17 protein-coding genes and 1 rRNA gene are annotated in these 17,703 nt (G+C 38.7%); 4 read left to right on the top strand and 14 right to left on the bottom strand.

The window, feature by feature from the left end; genetic code table 11:
* Positions 1-127: 127 nt before the first annotated feature.
* The 11 genes from prmA to menB form a co-directional block, all read right to left on the bottom strand.
* Positions 128-1,015: a 50S ribosomal protein L11 methyltransferase gene (prmA, locus tag LIX50_RS05945; protein ID WP_048952923.1), complete on the bottom strand. Its 888-nt coding sequence runs from the start codon at positions 1,013-1,015 to the stop codon at positions 128-130.
* Between the two features lie 34 nt (positions 1,016-1,049).
* Positions 1,050-1,922 carry a DMT family transporter gene (locus tag LIX50_RS05940; protein WP_048952922.1) on the bottom strand — a complete coding sequence of 291 codons (873 nt, stop codon included), beginning with the start codon at positions 1,920-1,922 and terminating at the stop codon, positions 1,050-1,052.
* A 119-nt stretch (positions 1,923-2,041) separates the two neighbouring features.
* The gene (gene panF, locus LIX50_RS05935; protein ID WP_048952921.1) at positions 2,042-3,496 is read right to left on the bottom strand and encodes a sodium/pantothenate symporter; all 1,455 of its coding nucleotides are present in this window, start codon (positions 3,494-3,496) and stop codon (positions 2,042-2,044) included.
* A complete protein-coding gene (locus LIX50_RS05930) occupies positions 3,493-3,750 on the bottom strand; it encodes a YhdT family protein (RefSeq protein ID WP_005634512.1) in 258 nt (85 codons plus the stop codon). The genes panF and LIX50_RS05930 overlap by 4 nt, the downstream gene beginning before the upstream one ends.
* 109 nt (positions 3,751-3,859) lie before the next feature.
* Positions 3,860-5,305: a surface lipoprotein assembly modifier gene (locus LIX50_RS05925; RefSeq protein WP_048952920.1), complete on the bottom strand. Its 1,446-nt coding sequence runs from the start codon at positions 5,303-5,305 to the stop codon at positions 3,860-3,862.
* 63 nt (positions 5,306-5,368) lie between these two features.
* On the bottom strand, positions 5,369-6,244 hold the full coding sequence (locus LIX50_RS05920) for a Slam-dependent surface lipoprotein (RefSeq protein ID WP_005646749.1): 876 nt from the start codon (positions 6,242-6,244) through the stop codon (positions 5,369-5,371).
* 147 nt (positions 6,245-6,391) lie between these two features.
* The gene (accC, locus tag LIX50_RS05915; protein WP_048952919.1) at positions 6,392-7,738 is read right to left on the bottom strand and encodes an acetyl-CoA carboxylase biotin carboxylase subunit; all 1,347 of its coding nucleotides are present in this window, start codon (positions 7,736-7,738) and stop codon (positions 6,392-6,394) included.
* 177 nt (positions 7,739-7,915) lie between these two features.
* On the bottom strand, positions 7,916-8,383 hold the full coding sequence (gene accB / locus LIX50_RS05910) for an acetyl-CoA carboxylase biotin carboxyl carrier protein (RefSeq protein WP_046938806.1): 468 nt from the start codon (positions 8,381-8,383) through the stop codon (positions 7,916-7,918).
* A gap of 153 nt (positions 8,384-8,536) precedes the next feature.
* Entirely contained in the window at positions 8,537-8,986 is a 450-nt protein-coding gene (aroQ, locus tag LIX50_RS05905) for a type II 3-dehydroquinate dehydratase (protein ID WP_048952918.1), read from the bottom strand.
* A 56-nt stretch (positions 8,987-9,042) separates the two neighbouring features.
* The gene (gene menC / locus LIX50_RS05900; RefSeq protein WP_048952917.1) at positions 9,043-10,032 is read right to left on the bottom strand and encodes an o-succinylbenzoate synthase; all 990 of its coding nucleotides are present in this window, start codon (positions 10,030-10,032) and stop codon (positions 9,043-9,045) included.
* A gap of 68 nt (positions 10,033-10,100) precedes the next feature.
* Complete coding sequence (gene menB / locus LIX50_RS05895; RefSeq protein WP_048952916.1) at positions 10,101-10,958, bottom strand: 1,4-dihydroxy-2-naphthoyl-CoA synthase; 858 nt, start codon at positions 10,956-10,958, stop codon at positions 10,101-10,103.
* Positions 10,959-11,103: 145 nt separating this feature from the next.
* Between menB and LIX50_RS05890 the strand changes: the two genes are divergently transcribed.
* Both LIX50_RS05890 and udp read left to right on the top strand, forming a co-directional pair.
* On the top strand, positions 11,104-11,670 hold the full coding sequence (locus tag LIX50_RS05890; RefSeq protein ID WP_005626706.1) for a DUF5358 domain-containing protein: 567 nt from the start codon (positions 11,104-11,106) through the stop codon (positions 11,668-11,670).
* A 48-nt stretch (positions 11,671-11,718) separates the two neighbouring features.
* Entirely contained in the window at positions 11,719-12,477 is a 759-nt protein-coding gene (gene udp / locus LIX50_RS05885; RefSeq protein ID WP_048952915.1) for a uridine phosphorylase, read from the top strand.
* 41 nt (positions 12,478-12,518) lie between these two features.
* Here the strand turns inward: udp and guaA are convergent, their stop codons facing one another.
* The 3 genes from guaA to guaB form a co-directional block, all read right to left on the bottom strand.
* On the bottom strand, positions 12,519-14,078 hold the full coding sequence (gene guaA / locus LIX50_RS05880; RefSeq protein WP_048952914.1) for a glutamine-hydrolyzing GMP synthase: 1,560 nt from the start codon (positions 14,076-14,078) through the stop codon (positions 12,519-12,521).
* A gap of 27 nt (positions 14,079-14,105) precedes the next feature.
* Positions 14,106-14,672 carry a hypothetical protein gene (locus LIX50_RS05875; RefSeq protein WP_048952913.1) on the bottom strand — a complete coding sequence of 189 codons (567 nt, stop codon included), beginning with the start codon at positions 14,670-14,672 and terminating at the stop codon, positions 14,106-14,108.
* A 64-nt stretch (positions 14,673-14,736) separates the two neighbouring features.
* Positions 14,737-16,203: an IMP dehydrogenase gene (gene guaB, locus LIX50_RS05870; RefSeq protein WP_048952912.1), complete on the bottom strand. Its 1,467-nt coding sequence runs from the start codon at positions 16,201-16,203 to the stop codon at positions 14,737-14,739.
* 129 nt (positions 16,204-16,332) lie between these two features.
* Here guaB and birA point away from each other — a divergent pair, with 129 nt between their 5' ends.
* Positions 16,333-17,238, top strand: a complete 906-nt coding sequence (birA, locus tag LIX50_RS05865) for a bifunctional biotin--[acetyl-CoA-carboxylase] ligase/biotin operon repressor BirA (protein WP_048952911.1) — start codon at positions 16,333-16,335, stop codon at positions 17,236-17,238.
* A 356-nt stretch (positions 17,239-17,594) separates the two neighbouring features.
* Positions 17,595-17,703: ribosomal RNA gene (locus tag LIX50_RS05860) — 16S ribosomal RNA — on the top strand; the annotation flags it as partial.

Raw genomic sequence — 17,703 nt, 5'->3', positions numbered from 1 at the left:
AAGCCTAAATCTAATTAGTGTCGAACTGGTCGACGACCGACAAGGCTGGCTATAATACGCATTTTGCCTTACTTTGCAAAGTGAAATTTGTTTAAAAAATACACTTTTTTTGATTGACAAAAAGAAATTAAAGCGTTTTTAATTTACCCGTAATTCGGCACCATTCTTCTCTCACTGCGACAGGCTCTAACGTAAATGTTTGCGTATAGGCGTCACATACCGATTGAGCTTGAGTTTCTAAAATGCCCGATAAACCAAGAACGCCATTAGGTTTAACAAGTTGACTAATGATTGGGTAAAGTTCTTTGAGAGGGCCAGCAAGAATATTTGCCACCACGACATCAGCTTTTAAATCAGAGGGTTTTTCATCAGATAAGAACAGCTGTAGGCGATCTGCAACGCCATTTTGCTCGGCATTATTGCGACTGGCTAGAATTGCTTGTGGATCGATATCAATTCCCACCGCACTTTTCGCACCAAGTTTTAATGATGCAATAGCTAAAATGCCTGAACCACAACCAAAATCGATGACGGTTTTATCTTTTAAATCAAGGCCATCTAGCCATTCTAAACATAGTGCCGTTGTAGGATGAGTGCCAGTACCAAACGCTAAACCTGGGTCGAGCATCACATTGACGGCGTTTTCATCAGGCACATCACGCCAACTTGGACAAATCCATAAACGCTGACCAAATTGCATTGGGTGGAAGTTATCCATCCATTCGCGCTCCCAGTCTTTATCTTCTATTTGTTCAATTTTGTATGCCGTATTGCTATCTAAGTGTTTCGCTTCTTTTAATAATCGAACGATTTCTGCCATATCTGTTTCTGCATCAAATAACGCAATAACATCGGTGTTGCCCCATAAACGAGTTTCACCAGGCAAAGGCTCAAAAATCGGTGTATCTTGACTATCCATAAAAGTCACAGAAACGGAGCCGATTTCTTCTAAAAAATCACTCATTTGTTCTGCTTTTTCATTGGTGCTATTTAGGCGAATTTGAATCCAAGCCATTTGTTTTATCCTTTATTTCATAAAATGGGGCGTATTATACCGATTTTTTCAAAAGTTTCGGCAGTAAAGTCGAACCAAGTGTAGCTAGCATGATGATTGTTATACCAAGTGCGGCTGAAAATGACAGCGTTTCGCCAAGTAATGATACGGCAAATAAGATGCCGAATAGCGGTTCAAGTGCAACTAAAATACCGGAGATATTGGCATCCACACTATTAAGGCCTTTATTCCATAACCAATAGGCAAGCCAACTACAGCCAATGGCAAGATATAATAAACCAGCAATACCCGTAGAATTTAATGATATTTGCCAGTTTTCTGTGAGTAATAGTGTAAATGGTAACGTTGTGACTGTCCCAAGTACAATGCTGACGGAAGTATAGGCTTGCGTTGAGACTTTGGCCACAACTCGCTGTGTCCAACGTAATACGGCAGCGAAAATGATCCCAGCACTTAGTACTAATAAACAGCCGAATAAACTGATGTTATCAATGCCTTCATTATTTTTTCCACCATTGATTAAAATCGCCACGCCAATAAATGCCATTGCACCGAATAGCCAGTGAAACCATTTCGCTTTGTCTTTAAAGAAGAAATGCCCGACAAATACAACGAGCAGCGGTTCTAGCCCAATCATGGTGACTGCACTGGACGCAGATGTATATTTTAGTCCGATGAATTGCAATAAAAATACGGCGGTATAGTTAAAGAATGCTAACCACCAAAGCTGTTTACGCATTGGTTTATCAATTTTTTTCCAACGGCGTAAAAAGAGTGGCATGACAATAATCATTGCAATAATTAACCGCACTTGCACAACAAGCACAGGATCCATCATCGAATAAGTGAGTTTACCGACGATTAATGAACTGCTCCAAATAAGTAGCGCAAGAATTTGATAGAGCATTGATGTATCCCTGTGAATTGTTCCAATTCTATGTTTTAGCGTAGAAATTGCTGAAAGTGAGAAAATTAAATATCACCTTCCTCTCATTTAGAAGAAGGTGACAGCATATTGATTAATGCTTAAAGTGCGGTAACTTTTAATTGAGTTTTTTCAATACGACGTTCGCCCAATTTATTACCCACTAAAAAGGCAATTAATCCAAATACTAATGACGGTACGATTTGATGGAAATTAAATAATTTTATGCCAAGTTGAGTGAGCAAGATATAACTTCCCAAGCCGATAATCATTGAGCTTAACGCACCATAAGCATTTGCTTTATCCCAGTAAATACCCAGCACAATCACCCATAAAAATGCGGCTTCTAGTCCACCAAAGGCAAACAGATTTAACCAAATAATCATATCTGGTGGATTGAGTGCAGCAAAGATTAAAAGTGCGGTCAAAATCAGAGTAATAATAGATGAAAAATAACTTACTTTTTTCTCATTTTTTGCTGCTTCTGGTTTCGTAGAAAGGTATAAATCTTTTACAAAAATAGAAGAAGATTGAATAAGTTGCGCATCAATTGTGGACATAATTGCTGACATTGGTGCGGCTAAGAAAATACCGGCAATAATAGGTGGTAAGACTTTTAGCATTAAAGTTGGAATTACTTGATCTGATACGGTTAAATTTGGAATCACTGCACGACCAAGTGCACCGGCTAAGTGCATACCGAACATAATGATGGAAAGAACAATTGTTCCTATCAGCATGCCTCTATGTAAGGCTTTGCTATCTTTAAATGCCATGCATCGAACAGCAGTATGTGGAAGACCGACGACACCGAAACAGACGAGCACCCAGAAGGAAGCCATAAATTGAAAATCTAGCATTCCATTTGGCCCGTAAGGCGTGACTAAAGCAGGATCGATTTCAGTTAATTTATTAACCGCACTTTCTACCCCACCGAGCGCATAAATGGTTCCTACAAGGAGAATAATAGTACCTAAAATCATGACAGTACCTTGAATGGTATCCGTGAGTACGACGGCACGAAACCCCCCGATAAATGTATAGATACCTACCGTTAAAGCAAATAAGAGCAATGCTTGAGTATAAGAAATACCTATGGTTGTTTCTAATAAACGCGCACCACCAATAAATTGCACGGTCATGGCCGCAAAAAATGCGAGAAGAAGGGCAAGGCTTGATAGCCAGACTAAATATTTGTTTTTATAACGATAAAGGAAAAGATCGTTAATCGTTAACGCATTGGTTTCTCTTGATAATAGCGCGAATTTTTTACCTAATGCGCCTAATGCAAGCCACGCTGCTGGGACTTGAATCATCGCAAGTAATACCCAGCCTAATCCATATTTATAAGCTGCTCCAGGGCCGCCTACAAAAGAACTTGCACTGGCATAAGTTGACGCGGTTGTCATTGCAAGAACAAAACCAGTCATCGAGCGATTACCTACATAATATTCCGTTAGGAAATCGCCTTTGGTTCGTTTTACATAAGCGAAAATCGCAGCACCAAATATAAATGCAAGATAAATAATTAAAGGGAGAATAATACCTAAATTCATTTTTGATTCTCCTCATCCTTGATTTCAAGAGAGATATCTTGATAAATAATTTTGATAATCCAATGGCCAATTACAATAAACAGAATAGGCAAATAAATACAAGAGAGTTCGAACCAGAGGGGGAAACCAATCGGCCCTTGAGTTTCTTTAGGCAAATAAGCACATAAGCACCAACCTATCACATATAAAATAGATAGACCTAATGCCCAACTAGCTTCCTTGGCCGCTTGTTGGTAACGTTGTTTTAATGTCATGTTTCTTCCTTAAAATTTTTATAAGTGAAAGTATATTTTTGAATGGTATAAGGGGCATATATTTTATACGCCCCTTATGTTTGCTAATCTTACAACTTTTTTGAATAATTCAAAATGTTTTGCTGATTTCTAAGTAAATTCGATTTTTATCATATTCATAAAAAGGATGAGTACTGCTTACCTTTTGATACGACCAAGATAATTTCGGTGTGATTCCCCAGATATGAAAGTTTCTATGCCAGATAGTAAATACTGATGCATATTCCTTATTTTTCTGGCGAATACCAATAAGATCTTTTTCTTTATAGGCACGTTGTGCATAATTCAGGATTAAACGAGTTGATATTCCCGCTTTCCATTCTTTCCCGCATCCTAATCGGACATTTTTTCGTTGATAAGCGTTATCTAAATCTCGAGTATTTTCGCGATTATAATCAACGCCACCAAACCAATATTGTCCACTTTTCGCCAGGTAAAGTAGCGTAGCGGAAGCTAGATAGTTATTTCCATTTAAATGTTTACGAGTTTCATAGCGTTGTTCACCATACTCAAGTGCGGTCGAAATTTGCCATTTTTCATTTAGCCAATTGGATAAATCCAATCTAGCACCTGAATTTTTAGAGTATTGTTTCATCGTATTTCCGCCAGATGAGCCGCCCGCATACCAACGCTTCTCAGTAAATGGCATTAATGAGAGTTCAAATCGTGCAGTTTGGTATCCAAGACCCACACCAGCTCTCGCGTTAAATTCATTATATTTCTTGTTATCCCAATAATATTTCCCACTACCTTCCAAGGATAATTTTGTAAAGTAGTTGTGAGGTAATGACCATTTCTTTTCAGCATTCCCAAAATACGAAAATCCTCTGGCACTTTCTTTTTCCCAAGCTGTCCAGTTGTCAATTTTGGTGCCTGCTTTTGGTGCATTATTGATATTACTTTCATTTAAAAAACTAAATCCACCTTGGATTTTCCATTGATCTCGTTGATTCAATGCAGAAAGATATTGTTCAATTATTTTTACGGAATCAGGAGAAACTTGCTCTGCTCTTAACTTTTGAAATTGATCTTTTGCCGCCTCGTTATCATTATTCAGAAACAAGGCTTGAGCTAATTGATAGCGTAAAGGTAAAAGATCAGTTTTTTGTGAAAATAAGTGTCGGTAGGCTTTAACGGAATCAGAAAAATGTCCTTTTTCTCGTAAATTAATCGCTTCAGCCCATTCTAACAAAAATGGATCTTTTTTAGGTAAAGGCTGATATAGCGGTAACAAAAGCTGTACTACTTCACCATTATTTTGTAATACGGCAGGAATAAGACCGCGAATAATCAAATCTGGATGTTTCGCTAATTCTTCTTTTGTAATCGATAATTTTGACGGATTATTATTCGTCAAAAGTGCGGGTGTTTTTTGTGGCAAATTTGGTTTAGCCAAATGTAGCTGTTCATCTAAACGCCCATCATGTGGCTGAGGAGATTTTTCCTCAGCAAGAGAATATGAAGTAAGAAATAATGATGAGCTGAGAAATAAAATAAATTTAGTTTGTATATTCATTTTTATTCTTATTGAGAAAAAATAAAGCAAGCCTGAGCTTGCTTTAATTAAATAAAATAAAGATTATTTTTTGGCTGCGAATGTACCACCCCAAGAATTATCATTTGCTTTCACTAAACCGCCTAATTCTTTCGCGTTTTCACCATAAAATTTACCTTCGGCAATACCTTGAGATTTAAAAGCATCGGATTGAGCGATACCTGAGAAGGTATTTCCTGAAATATCAGCCTTAATATTTAATTTTGTGTTATTAACAGATAAAGAACCTGTTAATTTTTTATTTATAAAATCAGCACTAAATTGAGAAGTGCCAACGGCTTCATCAGTATCACCTAATTCGTCATGGTAAGATGATAGGATGCTATCGCCTGTATTATAATTTACCGTACCACCAACGGGCATATTTCTCGTTAGGTTACCATTATAAAAGAAGTAGGTATCTTCATTTTCATTTTTACTTAATACTGTGCCAATACGAGTATCGGTGTATTTGCCACAACAAACTTTAAGATCTCGAGAGGTTTCTATTCCATCTATAGAAACTTTGTCCGATCTAATATCTAACCATCTATCTGATTTAACAGAAAGTGAGGAAAGAGGGATTTTAGTACCATCAATATATAAAGTATTTAGATCAGAATTAGTAGTAATATCTACTGTTTTTAATGTTACGTGTTCATCTTCTCCTGAAATAATAAAAGCACCTCCAATTTTATCATTATCTTTTATTTCCAGATTATTAGGATTAGAAACGTTTACTGGGGGATTTAATATATTCTTGTTTGGAGTAGAATTATTTTTGGAATTATCCGGTGTATGAATTGATGTACTAGGTGTATGTGCTGATTGTGAATTACCACTTCCACCACCACTTCCACAAGCCGTTAATGTTAGGGCTGCAAGTATCGTTAAACTAAATTTTTTTAAATTGATGTTCATAATTTCTCCTAAAATAACTGATGGAGGATTATATAGAAAAAACGATTAATTGTCTTAATAAACTATCGATATAATTGTTTTTTTATAATAAAAGTCTATAAAATCAATAAGAAAATGGCTAACACCTGTTAGCCATTTAAATTTTAATTATTCATGCATACCTAATTTTTTCTCCAAATAGTGGATGTTTGTTCCACCTTTTTGGAAATTTTCATCTTCAAGAATTAATTCATGAAGTGGGATGTTGGTCTTGATACCATCAATAATTGTTTCAGATAATGCATTTTGCATACGACGGATTGCAACTTCACGTGTATCACCATAAGTGATAAGTTTTGCGATCATAGAGTCGTAATGTGGAGGCACCGTATATCCGCCATAAACATGAGAATCCCAACGAACGCCCAATCCGCCCGGTGAATGTAAGTGATTTACTTTGCCCGGAGATGGTAAGAATGTTTTTGGATCTTCTGCATTAATACGGCATTCGATTGCATGGCCTTTAACTTTGATGTCTTCTTGTTTAAAGGAAATTGGCAAGCCTGCCGCAATACGCAATTGCTCTTTCACTAAATCTACACCTGTAATCATTTCAGTTACTGGGTGTTCCACTTGGATACGCGTATTCATTTCAATGAAATAGAATTCGCCATTTTCATATAAGAATTCAAACGTACCTGCTCCGCGATAGCCGATTTCTACGCAGGCTTTTGCACAGCGTGAACCAATATCACGGCGAACTTCTTCTGTGATACCTGGAGCTGGTGCTTCTTCCACAACTTTTTGGTGACGACGCTGCATTGAGCAGTCACGTTCAGCCAAATAAACTGCATTGCCATGAGTATCTGCTAATACTTGAATTTCCACGTGACGTGGATTTTCTAAGTATTTTTCCATATAGACCATATCATTGTTGAATGCAGCTTTCGCTTCTGCTTTTGTCATAGCAATAGATTCTTCTAATGTGTCTTCGCTACGTACAACACGCATTCCTCGGCCGCCACCACCGCCTGATGCTTTGATGATGATTGGATAGCCAATACGTTTAGCAATTTCTTTATTTTTAGCAATGTCGTTACCTACAGGGCCATCAGAACCCGGTACGCAAGGCACGCCTGCTTTTTTCATTGCTTTAATAGCTGAAACTTTATCGCCCATTAAACGGATGACATCTGCAGTAGGGCCGATGAAAGTGAAACCTGAACGTTCAACTTGTTCAGCAAAGTCAGCATTTTCAGATAAAAACCCGTATCCTGGATGAATTGCATCTGCGCCTGTTACTTCGGCGGCAGCAATGATAGCTGGAATATTTAAATAACTTTTTGCGGAAGGTGCTGGACCGATACAAACGGTTTCATCAGCGAGTAAAACGTGTTTTAAATCACGATCAGCGGTGGAGTGAACCGCCACTGTTTTAATACCTAATTCTTTACAAGCACGTAAAATGCGTAGTGCAATTTCACCGCGGTTAGCAATCACAACTTTTTCTAACATAAAAGAGTCCGTTTAGTCAGATAGACGTGAATTTTTATGTAGGTTTTTGAAATATTGTTCTCTCTATTCAAATTTGGCGTGAACAGATTTCAATTTATATCGCCTACGATAAATTCGCTCTAATTATTTGTATATGAAATAGGCGGACTAAAGTCCGCCCGACGAAAATATTGGAAATTATTCAATAACGATTAATGGTTCGTCAAATTCAACAGCGTCACCGTCGTTGATAAGAATTGCTTTTACTACGCCAGCCTTGTCTGCTTCAATGCGGTTCATCATTTTCATTGCTTCAACAATACAAAGTGCATCGCCAACTTTCACAGACTGACCCACTTCAACGAATGCTTTTGCTTCTGGGCTTGGACTGCGATAGAACGTTCCCACCATTGGTGAACGTACAAGATGGCCTGATAATTCATCAGATGCAGCTGGTGCGGATGTCGCCGCTGCTGGCGCTTGAGCTGGCGCAGCAGTCGGAGTTGGTGCTACTACTGGTGCCGCAGCGTATTGAACTGCTGCTGGAGCAACTGCTGGGGCTGCACGGCTAATACGTACTGTACCTTCTTCCTCTTGCACTTCTAATTCAGTAATGCCAGATTCTTCTACTAATTCGATTAATTTTTTGATTTTACGAATGTCCATACGTTTTTCCTAAAAAGATTGAAATTTTAACCGCACTTTTAAATGAAAAAGTGCGGTTATGAATAAACTTATTTTTTATGTTGTAAAGGTTACCTTAAATTTTGCAAATTTGCGATAAAATTCTGTGAATTTCGCCAAAAATGCTCAATTTTCTTATTTTTTAGCAAGGTAATCGATAGCAAATAAAAAGGCAAACTCGTAACCTTTTGCGCCCAAACCGCAAATAACGCCTTCAGCCACATCGCTAAAATAAGAATGATGACGAAATGGTTCACGTTTATGTACGTTGGATAAATGAATCTCCACAAAAGGAATTGAAACAGCTAAAAGTGCATCGCGCAATGCTACACTGGTATGGGTGTAAGCAGCAGGATTAATTAAAATAAAATCGACTTGTTGAAAACTTTCGTGGATCTTATTAATTAATTTTTCTTCACTATTGGCTTGAAAACATTCCACTTTTACATTGTGATGAGTGGCTAATGTTTGTATTTTCTCTTCAATGGATGTAAGAGAAATACTGCCATAATGTTTTGGCTCGCGAGCCCCTAACATGTTTAAGTTCGGGCCATTTAACAGCAAAATTCTGTGTGTTTGCGACATTTTTAATCCTTTTTGTGTGGCGCATTATACTGATTTTTCGATTTCGGGTGGTCGAATCAGATAATTTTAGTGATAAATTCAGATTCTAAATCCACAATAGGTAAATCAGAACCAGGCCAAGCACGTAGCACTTGATATTCCATCAAATCTAACGTGTCTAAGCCTGGAGTCACATTCGAGGTATATTGTTGTGCTATTCGCGCGAGCTGAGAGAGCCCTAAACTGCTTTCGATACTTGAACTAATAACCGCTTTTAGACCTAACGAATGTGCTTGGTTAATGAGTTCAGTACAACGTTGAATTGAACCAATTAAAGTGGGTTTGATTACGACAGCCGATAAGTGCGGTTCTTTTTCCAGGCAAAAATTAGGCTCTCGCACGGATTCATCCCATGCAATCGCAATGTCGGTTTGATCTGCAAATTCACGACTGAGTTCTTGTGTTTTACAAGGTTCTTCTAAAAATTGAATACGTTTTCTATGTTCCGGTTTTACTTTAGCGGCAAATTGCAACGCTTTTTCTAACGACCAATGGCGGTTTGCATCTAGTCGTAATTGTAAATCGGGAATGGCTTCTAAAAACATATCGGCAATTAATCCATCCCGATTGGCTTCGTATATGCCCACTTTCATCTTTGCCACTTTTTCGCCTTCCATGCTCGCAAGTTTGGCGTACAGTTCATCGGGATCACCATAACAAAGTGGTGCCGTATGATAATTGCCTTCAGCTTGTAAATAACCTTTCATTTCATCCATTGCGCAACTGATACCAAAAGCAACGGAGGGATAGGTGCCATCTAATGGTACGCGAGGTGCGTCACAGCTTGCATTGCACCATGTCGTTAGCCATTCAATTGCTTGTTTTTGAGCTTGGTCTAAGGTTTCTTCGCTAAAACCAGGTAGCGGGGCGATTTCTCCCCAACCGTCTCGGCTGCAACTCACTCTTACGATTAAGCCTTCACGGCGTTTTAAAAAACGATCACGCAGAATAAGTTGGCTATCAACGGGGATGGAATAACGGTAAAGATTAAATGATTTTTCAGCCATGCTTGCTCCCAATACAAAAGTGCGGTCAAAATTCACGAAGATTTTTAACCGCACTTTAGAACAATAAATTAAGGGTTACGTCTGAATTTACTGAAGTCTGGGGCGCGTTTTTCGTTAAACGCATTGCGGCCTTCTTGACCTTCTTCAGTCATGTAGAACAACATTGTTGCGTTACCCGCTAATTCTTGAAGACCTGCTTGGCCATCACAGTCCGCATTTAATGCTGCTTTCAAACAACGAATCGCGATTGGGCTATTGCGTAACATTTCACGACACCAACGCACGGTTTCTTTTTCAAGATCAGCATAAGGCACAACAGTATTGACTAAGCCCATATCTAATGCTTCTTGTGCATTATATTGACGGCATAAGAACCAAATTTCACGTGCTTTTTTCTGACCCACTAAACGAGCCATATAGCTTGCGCCCCAGCCACCATCGAATGAACCGACTTTTGGCCCAGTTTGCCCGAAAATGGCATTTTCAGCAGCAATTGTTAAGTCGCAAAGCATATGTAATACATGGCCACCACCAATTGCATAACCTGCCACCATTGCCACGACCGGTTTTGGACAAGAACGAATATCGCGTTGGAAATCTAATACGTTTAAGTGATGTACGCCGCTATCATCTTTGTAACCACCGTAGTCACCCCGCACTTTTTGGTCACCACCAGAACAGAATGCTTTTTCGCCTTCGCCAGTTAATACAATGACACCAATGTTTTCATCGAAGCGTGCATCAGAAAATGCAGTGATCATTTCTTTCACTGTTTGTGGACGGAACGCATTACGAACTTCTGGGCGGTTAATCGTGATTCTGGCAATACCGTCAGTGGATTTATGATAGTGAATGTCACTGTAGCCTTCACTGTGATCAACCCACTCAACAGGCGCATATAACACATCATCTTTTGGATTTTGCATGAGAATTCCTTTTAATTAACGTAAAAAAGTGCGGTCATTATAGCGGAAGTTTTTCGGATCAGGAAAACTAAATTCATTTGTTGCTTTATCTGTTGTGAAGATATTGCTAGAATTTTGCGCATTCTCACTTTTATAAGGATCAAATGTGAAATTAATTGCAACCTTAGGTATGGCAGCATTGCTGTCTGGCTGCTCAATTTTTGGAAACTCACAATCCGCAATCCCAGGTGAATTTGCGGGTGCGGATTACCAACTTTCCGATCAAGATGCAAAACAATGGGCGATTGCAAGTAAGCAAGCAGAACAATGCGTTTACCCAAATTTAACTCGAATTTTGCAACAGCATTTTTCTAAAGAAGATAGCTATATTCATTCACAATATGTCTTTTTTTACCCATTGGAAAAAATTATTGGTGAGCAATATGTGAAGATTATTCAAGGAGATGAAAAATCGATGAATTATGCAAGCTATCAGTTTAAAAAATTCCGTACCGAAGTGGGTAATGTTGAACCTTTAACTGAACAGGCGTGTTTAAAATTACGTAATGAAGCGCGCGATGATTTGGCTGTCGTGAAAGGTCAATATAAAAATGGCATGGTGGAAGTGCAGAAAAATGAAGATGGCACACCGAAAAATCCTGATGGTATCGCGACGAATGAAAATAAATTCTTCTTTGATATCATCAAATGGGGTTCAATGCTATTGCTTTAATTTTTTTGGCATGTAAACATACAATATAAAAATAATAAGGAGGCGACTATGTCAGATGTATTCCATCTTAATCTTACAAAATCTCAACTTAAAGGCGCAACACTCGCTATTGTCCCCGGCGATCCTGCGCGTAGTGAGCGTATTGCTAAACAACTTGATAATCCAGAGTTTCTTGCTAGCACGCGTGAATTTACTTCATGGTTAGGTTATCTTAATGGGCAACCTGTTGTTGTATGCTCTACCGGTATTGGCGGGCCATCAACCTCAATTTGTGTGGAAGAGCTGGCTCAACTTGGCATTCGCACTTTCTTACGTATTGGTACAACGGGGGCAATTCAACCACATGTTAATGTGGGTGATGTTCTTATTACAACGGCTTCTGTTCGCTTAGATGGTGCAAGCCGCCATTTTGCACCGTTAGAATATCCGGCTGTGTCAAACTTTGAATGTACAACTGCACTTTATAATGCAGCGAAAGCAAAAGGGATTGAACCTTACGTAGGAGTGACCGCATCATCTGATACATTCTATCCAGGTCAAGAACGTTATGATACCTATAGTGGTAAAGTATATCGTGATTACCAAGGACTACTTAAACAGTGGCAAGATTTGAATGTTATGAACTATGAAATGGAATCGTCAACATTGTTTACCATGTGTAGCGCATTGGGGTTACGAGCAGGCATGGTTGCAGGCGTGATTGTAAACCGCACTCAACAAGAAATTCCAAATGAAGCGACAATGAAAGAGACCGAAGAGAAAGCCGTTTCAGTGGTAATAGATGCAGCGAAAATATTGTTAAATTAAAAAATAACGCCTTGTTTTACAAGGCGTTATTTATTCTGGTTCTATTCCCACTCGATCGTTGCGGGTGGTTTTCCGCTGATGTCGTACACGACACGAGAAATACCATTCACCTCGTTGATGATACGGTTAGATACTTTGCCTAATAAATCATAAGGCAAATGAGCCCAATGTGCGGTCATAAAGTCGATTGTTTCTACTGCGCGTAGGGAAATAACCCAGTCGTATTTACGGCCATCGCCCATTACGCCAACAGATTTCACAGGTAAGAATACGCTGAAGGCTTGGCTGGTTTTTTCATACCAACCGCTGTTGCATAATTCTTCGATAAAGATAGCATCGGCACGGCGTAATAAGTCGCAGTATTCTTTTTTCACTTCGCCTAATACACGCACGCCTAAGCCTGGGCCAGGGAATGGGTGGCGGTTGATCATTTCAGCTGGTAAGCCCAATGCCAAACCGATTTTACGTACTTCATCTTTAAATAATTCACGCAGTGGTTCAACTAAGCCGAGTTTCATATAGTCTGGTAAGCCACCTACGTTGTGGTGTGATTTGATCACATGTGCTTTACCGGTTTTGCTTGCTGCAGATTCTATCACATCAGGGTAGATCGTACCTTGTGCCAACCATTTCACATTAGTGAGTTTTTTCGATTCATCATCAAATACATCAACGAATACTTTACCGATAATTTTGCGTTTTGCTTCAGGATCTGATACGCCTGTAAGTTCACCTAAGAAACGGCTTTCAGCATCAACACGGGTAATGTTCAAGCCGAATTTATTGCCAAACATTTCCATTACTTGATCGCCTTCATGTAAGCGGAGCAAGCCGTTATCGACGAATACGCAGTGTAAGTTTTTACCGATAGCACGGTGTAAAAGTAATGCAACCACAGAAGAGTCCACACCACCAGATAAACCTAAAATCACTTCATCATCGCCCACTTGCTCTTTAATGCGAGCAACGGCATCTTCGATAATGTTTTCAGCTGTCCATTTGGTTTCGCAACCACAGATATTCACGACAAAATTAGTTAATAATTCTAAACCTTTTTTAGTGTGAGTGACTTCTGGGTGGAATTGTACGCCGTAGAAACGACGGCTTTCATCAGACATTGCTGCGATTGGGCAGGTTGGGGTAGTCCCTGTTACTTGGAAGTTTTGAGGTAAGCGAGTCACTTTATCGCCGTGGCTCATCCATACATCTAATTTGCTGTCTCCATCATTTAGATGAGCGAAAAGCGCGGTCGGATTATCCATTAAAACAGAAGCGTAGCCGAACTCCCTGTGCTCAGACGTTTCGGTTAAACCGCCAAGTTGCATTGCCATAGTTTGCATACCGTAGCAAATGCCCAACACTGGCACCCCTGCATTAAATACGTATTCAGGTGCACGCGGGCTGTTTTCTTCGGTGGTGCTTTCAGGACCACCAGAAAGAATAATACCCGTTGGAGCAAATTCACGAATTTGTTGTTCGGTTACATCCCACGCCCAAAGTTCGCAGTACACACCGATTTCACGCACACGACGAGCAATCAGTTGAGTATATTGTGAACCAAAGTCGAGGATTAGGATTTTGTGATTGTGGATATTTATCATTTTTTTTCCTAGATTTTACAATTGATTTTAACTTTTATGTGATTTTTGCTGTAATTGTTTATTAATTTTATGTAATTGAGTTAAGGCGCTTAGTATTTTTTCTGGTAAATTATCGGGCTCATTTAGTAAATTAAATGAAATTTGAAGACATCCAAAATCTACAGAAAAATTGTCATATTCATCCATTAATACTATTTCTTTTATCAGATTATAAATGACACTTTTAGATTTATTTTGATTCAATTTACTTTGAATTTTTTGATTAGGAGCTAAAGATAAAAATGTTAAGTTTCCTATCGTATCTAATTCTATAAATAGACGCCAAAACGATGTGGGCATTTTCCTTAATGTAGATGGATAACAGATGTCAGCTATTATATTTATTGTATTTATGTATCTATCCAATCTGTATTGAACATTCTGTTTTAGTGAGTTTAACCATATAGTCGGATATACGCTAGTGTTAGAAACATATACTTGAAAAGAATCTCTACCCTTCAAAGATGCAATAAATTCATTAGCACAATCTATTAGGAATTTTTCATCACCTTTACATGAAAAATTTATATTCTCCCATTCATTATAAATTTGCATAAAAATTTCTTGAGTTTGTTCATACTTAAAATAACAAAAGGTGGACTAAAGCCCACCTTACGGATTAGCCCATGCGATAGTTTGGTGCTTCTTTAGTAATAGTTACATCGTGAACATGGCTTTCTTTAATACCTGCGCCACTGATGCGAACAAATTCTGCTTTCGTACGTAATTCTTCGATGGTTGCGCAGCCAGTTAAGCCCATGCAAGAACGTAAGCCACCCATTTGTTGGTGGATGATTTCTTTTAAGTAACCTTTATATGGAATACGGCCTTCGATACCTTCTGGTACAAGTTTGTCTGCCGCGTTATCTGATTGGAAGTAACGATCTGATGAACCTTTCGCCATGGCGCCTAATGAGCCCATACCACGATAAGATTTAAATGCACGACCTTGGTAAAGTTCGATTTCACCTGGTGCTTCTTCTGTACCCGCGAACATAGAACCAACCATTACACAGCTTGCGCCCGCTGCGATAGCTTTTGCGATATCACCAGAGAAACGGATACCGCCGTCGGCGATAACTGGAATACCACGATCTTTTAATGCTGCTGCTGCATCTGCGATAGCCGTGATTTGTGGAACACCTACACCAGTTACGATGCGAGTTGTACAAATTGAACCAGGGCCTATACCTACTTTCACTGCGCTTGCGCCTGCGTCTGCAAGTGCGATAGCACCTTCAGCCGTTGCTACGTTACCGGCCACGATAGGTAAGTTTGGATATTTTGCACGCGTTTCACGAACACGCTGTAATACACCTTCGGAATGACCGTGAGACGAGTCGATTAACAATACATCTACGCCAGCTTTCACTAAAGCATCAATACGTTCTTCGTTACCAGGACCTGCGCCTACAGCCGCACCGACACGTAAACGACCGAATTCATCTTTACATGCATTTGGTTTTTGTTCTGCTTTTTGAAAGTCTTTAACGGTAATCATACCTTTAAGTTTGAAACTATCATTAACCACTAATACTTTTTCAACACGGTGTTGATGCATTAATTCCAAAATTTCTTCGCGACTCGCCCCTTCTTTTACTGTTACCAAGTCTTCTTTTTTCGTCATTACTTGTGAAACAGTTTTGCTCAAATCTTTTACGAAACGGGTATCGCGTCCAGTAATGATACCGATTAGGTTATTTTCACTATCGACAACAGGGTAGCCTGCAAAGCCATTTTTCTTCACCATTTCAGCAAGTTCGGCAAGGGTTAAATTTGGTGAAACAGTTACTGGTTCAGAAACGATACCGCTTTCGAATTTTTTCACTTTACGAACCCGGTCAGCTTGGCGTTCGATCGTCATATTTTTATGAATAAAGCCGATGCCACCTTCTTGTGCTAAAGAGATCGCAAGTTTGGTTTCGGTCACAGTATCCATTGCTGCTGAAAGCATAGGAATATTCAAGTTAATTTCTTTAGTGAGTTTGGTTGAAAGATTGGCTGTATTTGGAAGCACTGTTGAATGTGCTGGGACGAGTAGAACATCGTCAAAAGTAAGGGCTTCTTGTTTAATGCGTAATGACATTGCAATATTCTCGCTAAGTTGAAGTTAAAAAATATTGCGGCGGGATTATACAGATTTTACTTGATTTTGAAAACGAAATTTTTGGATTTGTGCTATGATTTTCGCTCCGTTTGCTACAAGGAATAAATGATGAATTTCGCTTTATTGACATACTTATCTGATTGTCAGCCGAAAGTGCGGTTTGAATTGGAAAAGTTTTCTCCAGATATTGAAGAGGACATTAAACAATTACGTGAGCTAGGCTTGGAAATTGTCGTTGATGACCAAAATTATTGCTTAGTGCCTAGTCTTCCTTTATTAAATCCTCAGCAAATTTCAACCGCACTTTTTCCTTATAATATCTATTATCAGCCGATTATTTCCTCTACAAATGAATGGATACTACAAAATATTCCTTCCTTAAAAAAAGGTGATCTTTGTGTGGCTGAATATCAAACTGCAGGACGCGGTCGACGTGGTCGCCAATGGTTATCGCCTTTTGCTGGGCAAATTATGTTTAGTTTTTATTGGGCATTTGATCCTAAAAAATCAATTGAAGGTTTAAGTTTAGTCATCGGATTGGCGATTGCCGAGGTGCTAAATGTGCAAGTGAAATGGCCAAATGATATTTTGTTTGATGGGAGAAAGTTAGGCGGAATTTTGGTTGAAATTGCTAACCATAAAAATGGTATGCTCAATTTAGTGATTGGCGTAGGTATTAATGTGTCGTTGCCAAAACAAACGGAAATTAGTCAGCCTTATGCGGAAATATGTGAAATTGATCCTGATGTAGATCGACAAACCTTATTACCAAAACTCATACAACATTTGTATATACGTTTAAATATATTTGAGAAAAATGGTATTAATGCTGAATTTCAGCGAGCATGGCAATCATATAATGCGTTTTCAAATAATGAAGTAAATGTGCTGACTGAACAAGGTGCTATTTCAGGTATTGAACAAGGCATAGATGAACGTGGTTATTTAAAAGTATTATGTGGTAATAAAATCCAGATGTTTAATGGTGGCGAAGTTTCATTGCGTAAGAAATAATAGCGATAAAATTTGAATATTCTAACCGCACTTTTGAGGGATCCGTTTATATTTCCATCAAAAGATCATTTTTTTAAATATTTTTACAAAAAAGTACTTGCAAGGGTTTTGAAAATCTCTATAATGCACCGCACACAACGACGCACTGTCGTGAAGTCTTTAAGTTTCCAAGTGCGTCGTTGTTTTTTGCTCTTTAACAATGTATCAGACAATCTGTGTGGGCACTTGTTGATTGACTTGTTTTAAAAATATTTTTAATTTTGAAGTCTTAATAGGTGCTTAACTGAAAATTCATAATTACTTTTTTAAGTAGTGTTTTTATTTATAGCTAAGCAGTATATTGAGCGATTGAACTTGAATTGAAGAGTTTGATCATGGCTCAGATTGAACGCTGGCGGCAGGCTTAACACATGCAAGTCGAACGGTAGCAGGAGAAAGCTTGCTTTCTTGCTGACGAGTGGCGGA

Source organism: Haemophilus sp. Marseille-P9675, assembly GCF_916862695.1.
Lineage (GTDB): Bacteria > Pseudomonadota > Gammaproteobacteria > Enterobacterales > Pasteurellaceae > Haemophilus > Haemophilus haemolyticus_K.
The sequence above is the reverse complement of the archived record's forward strand: the minus strand, read 5'-3'. Positions and strand labels throughout refer to the sequence as shown.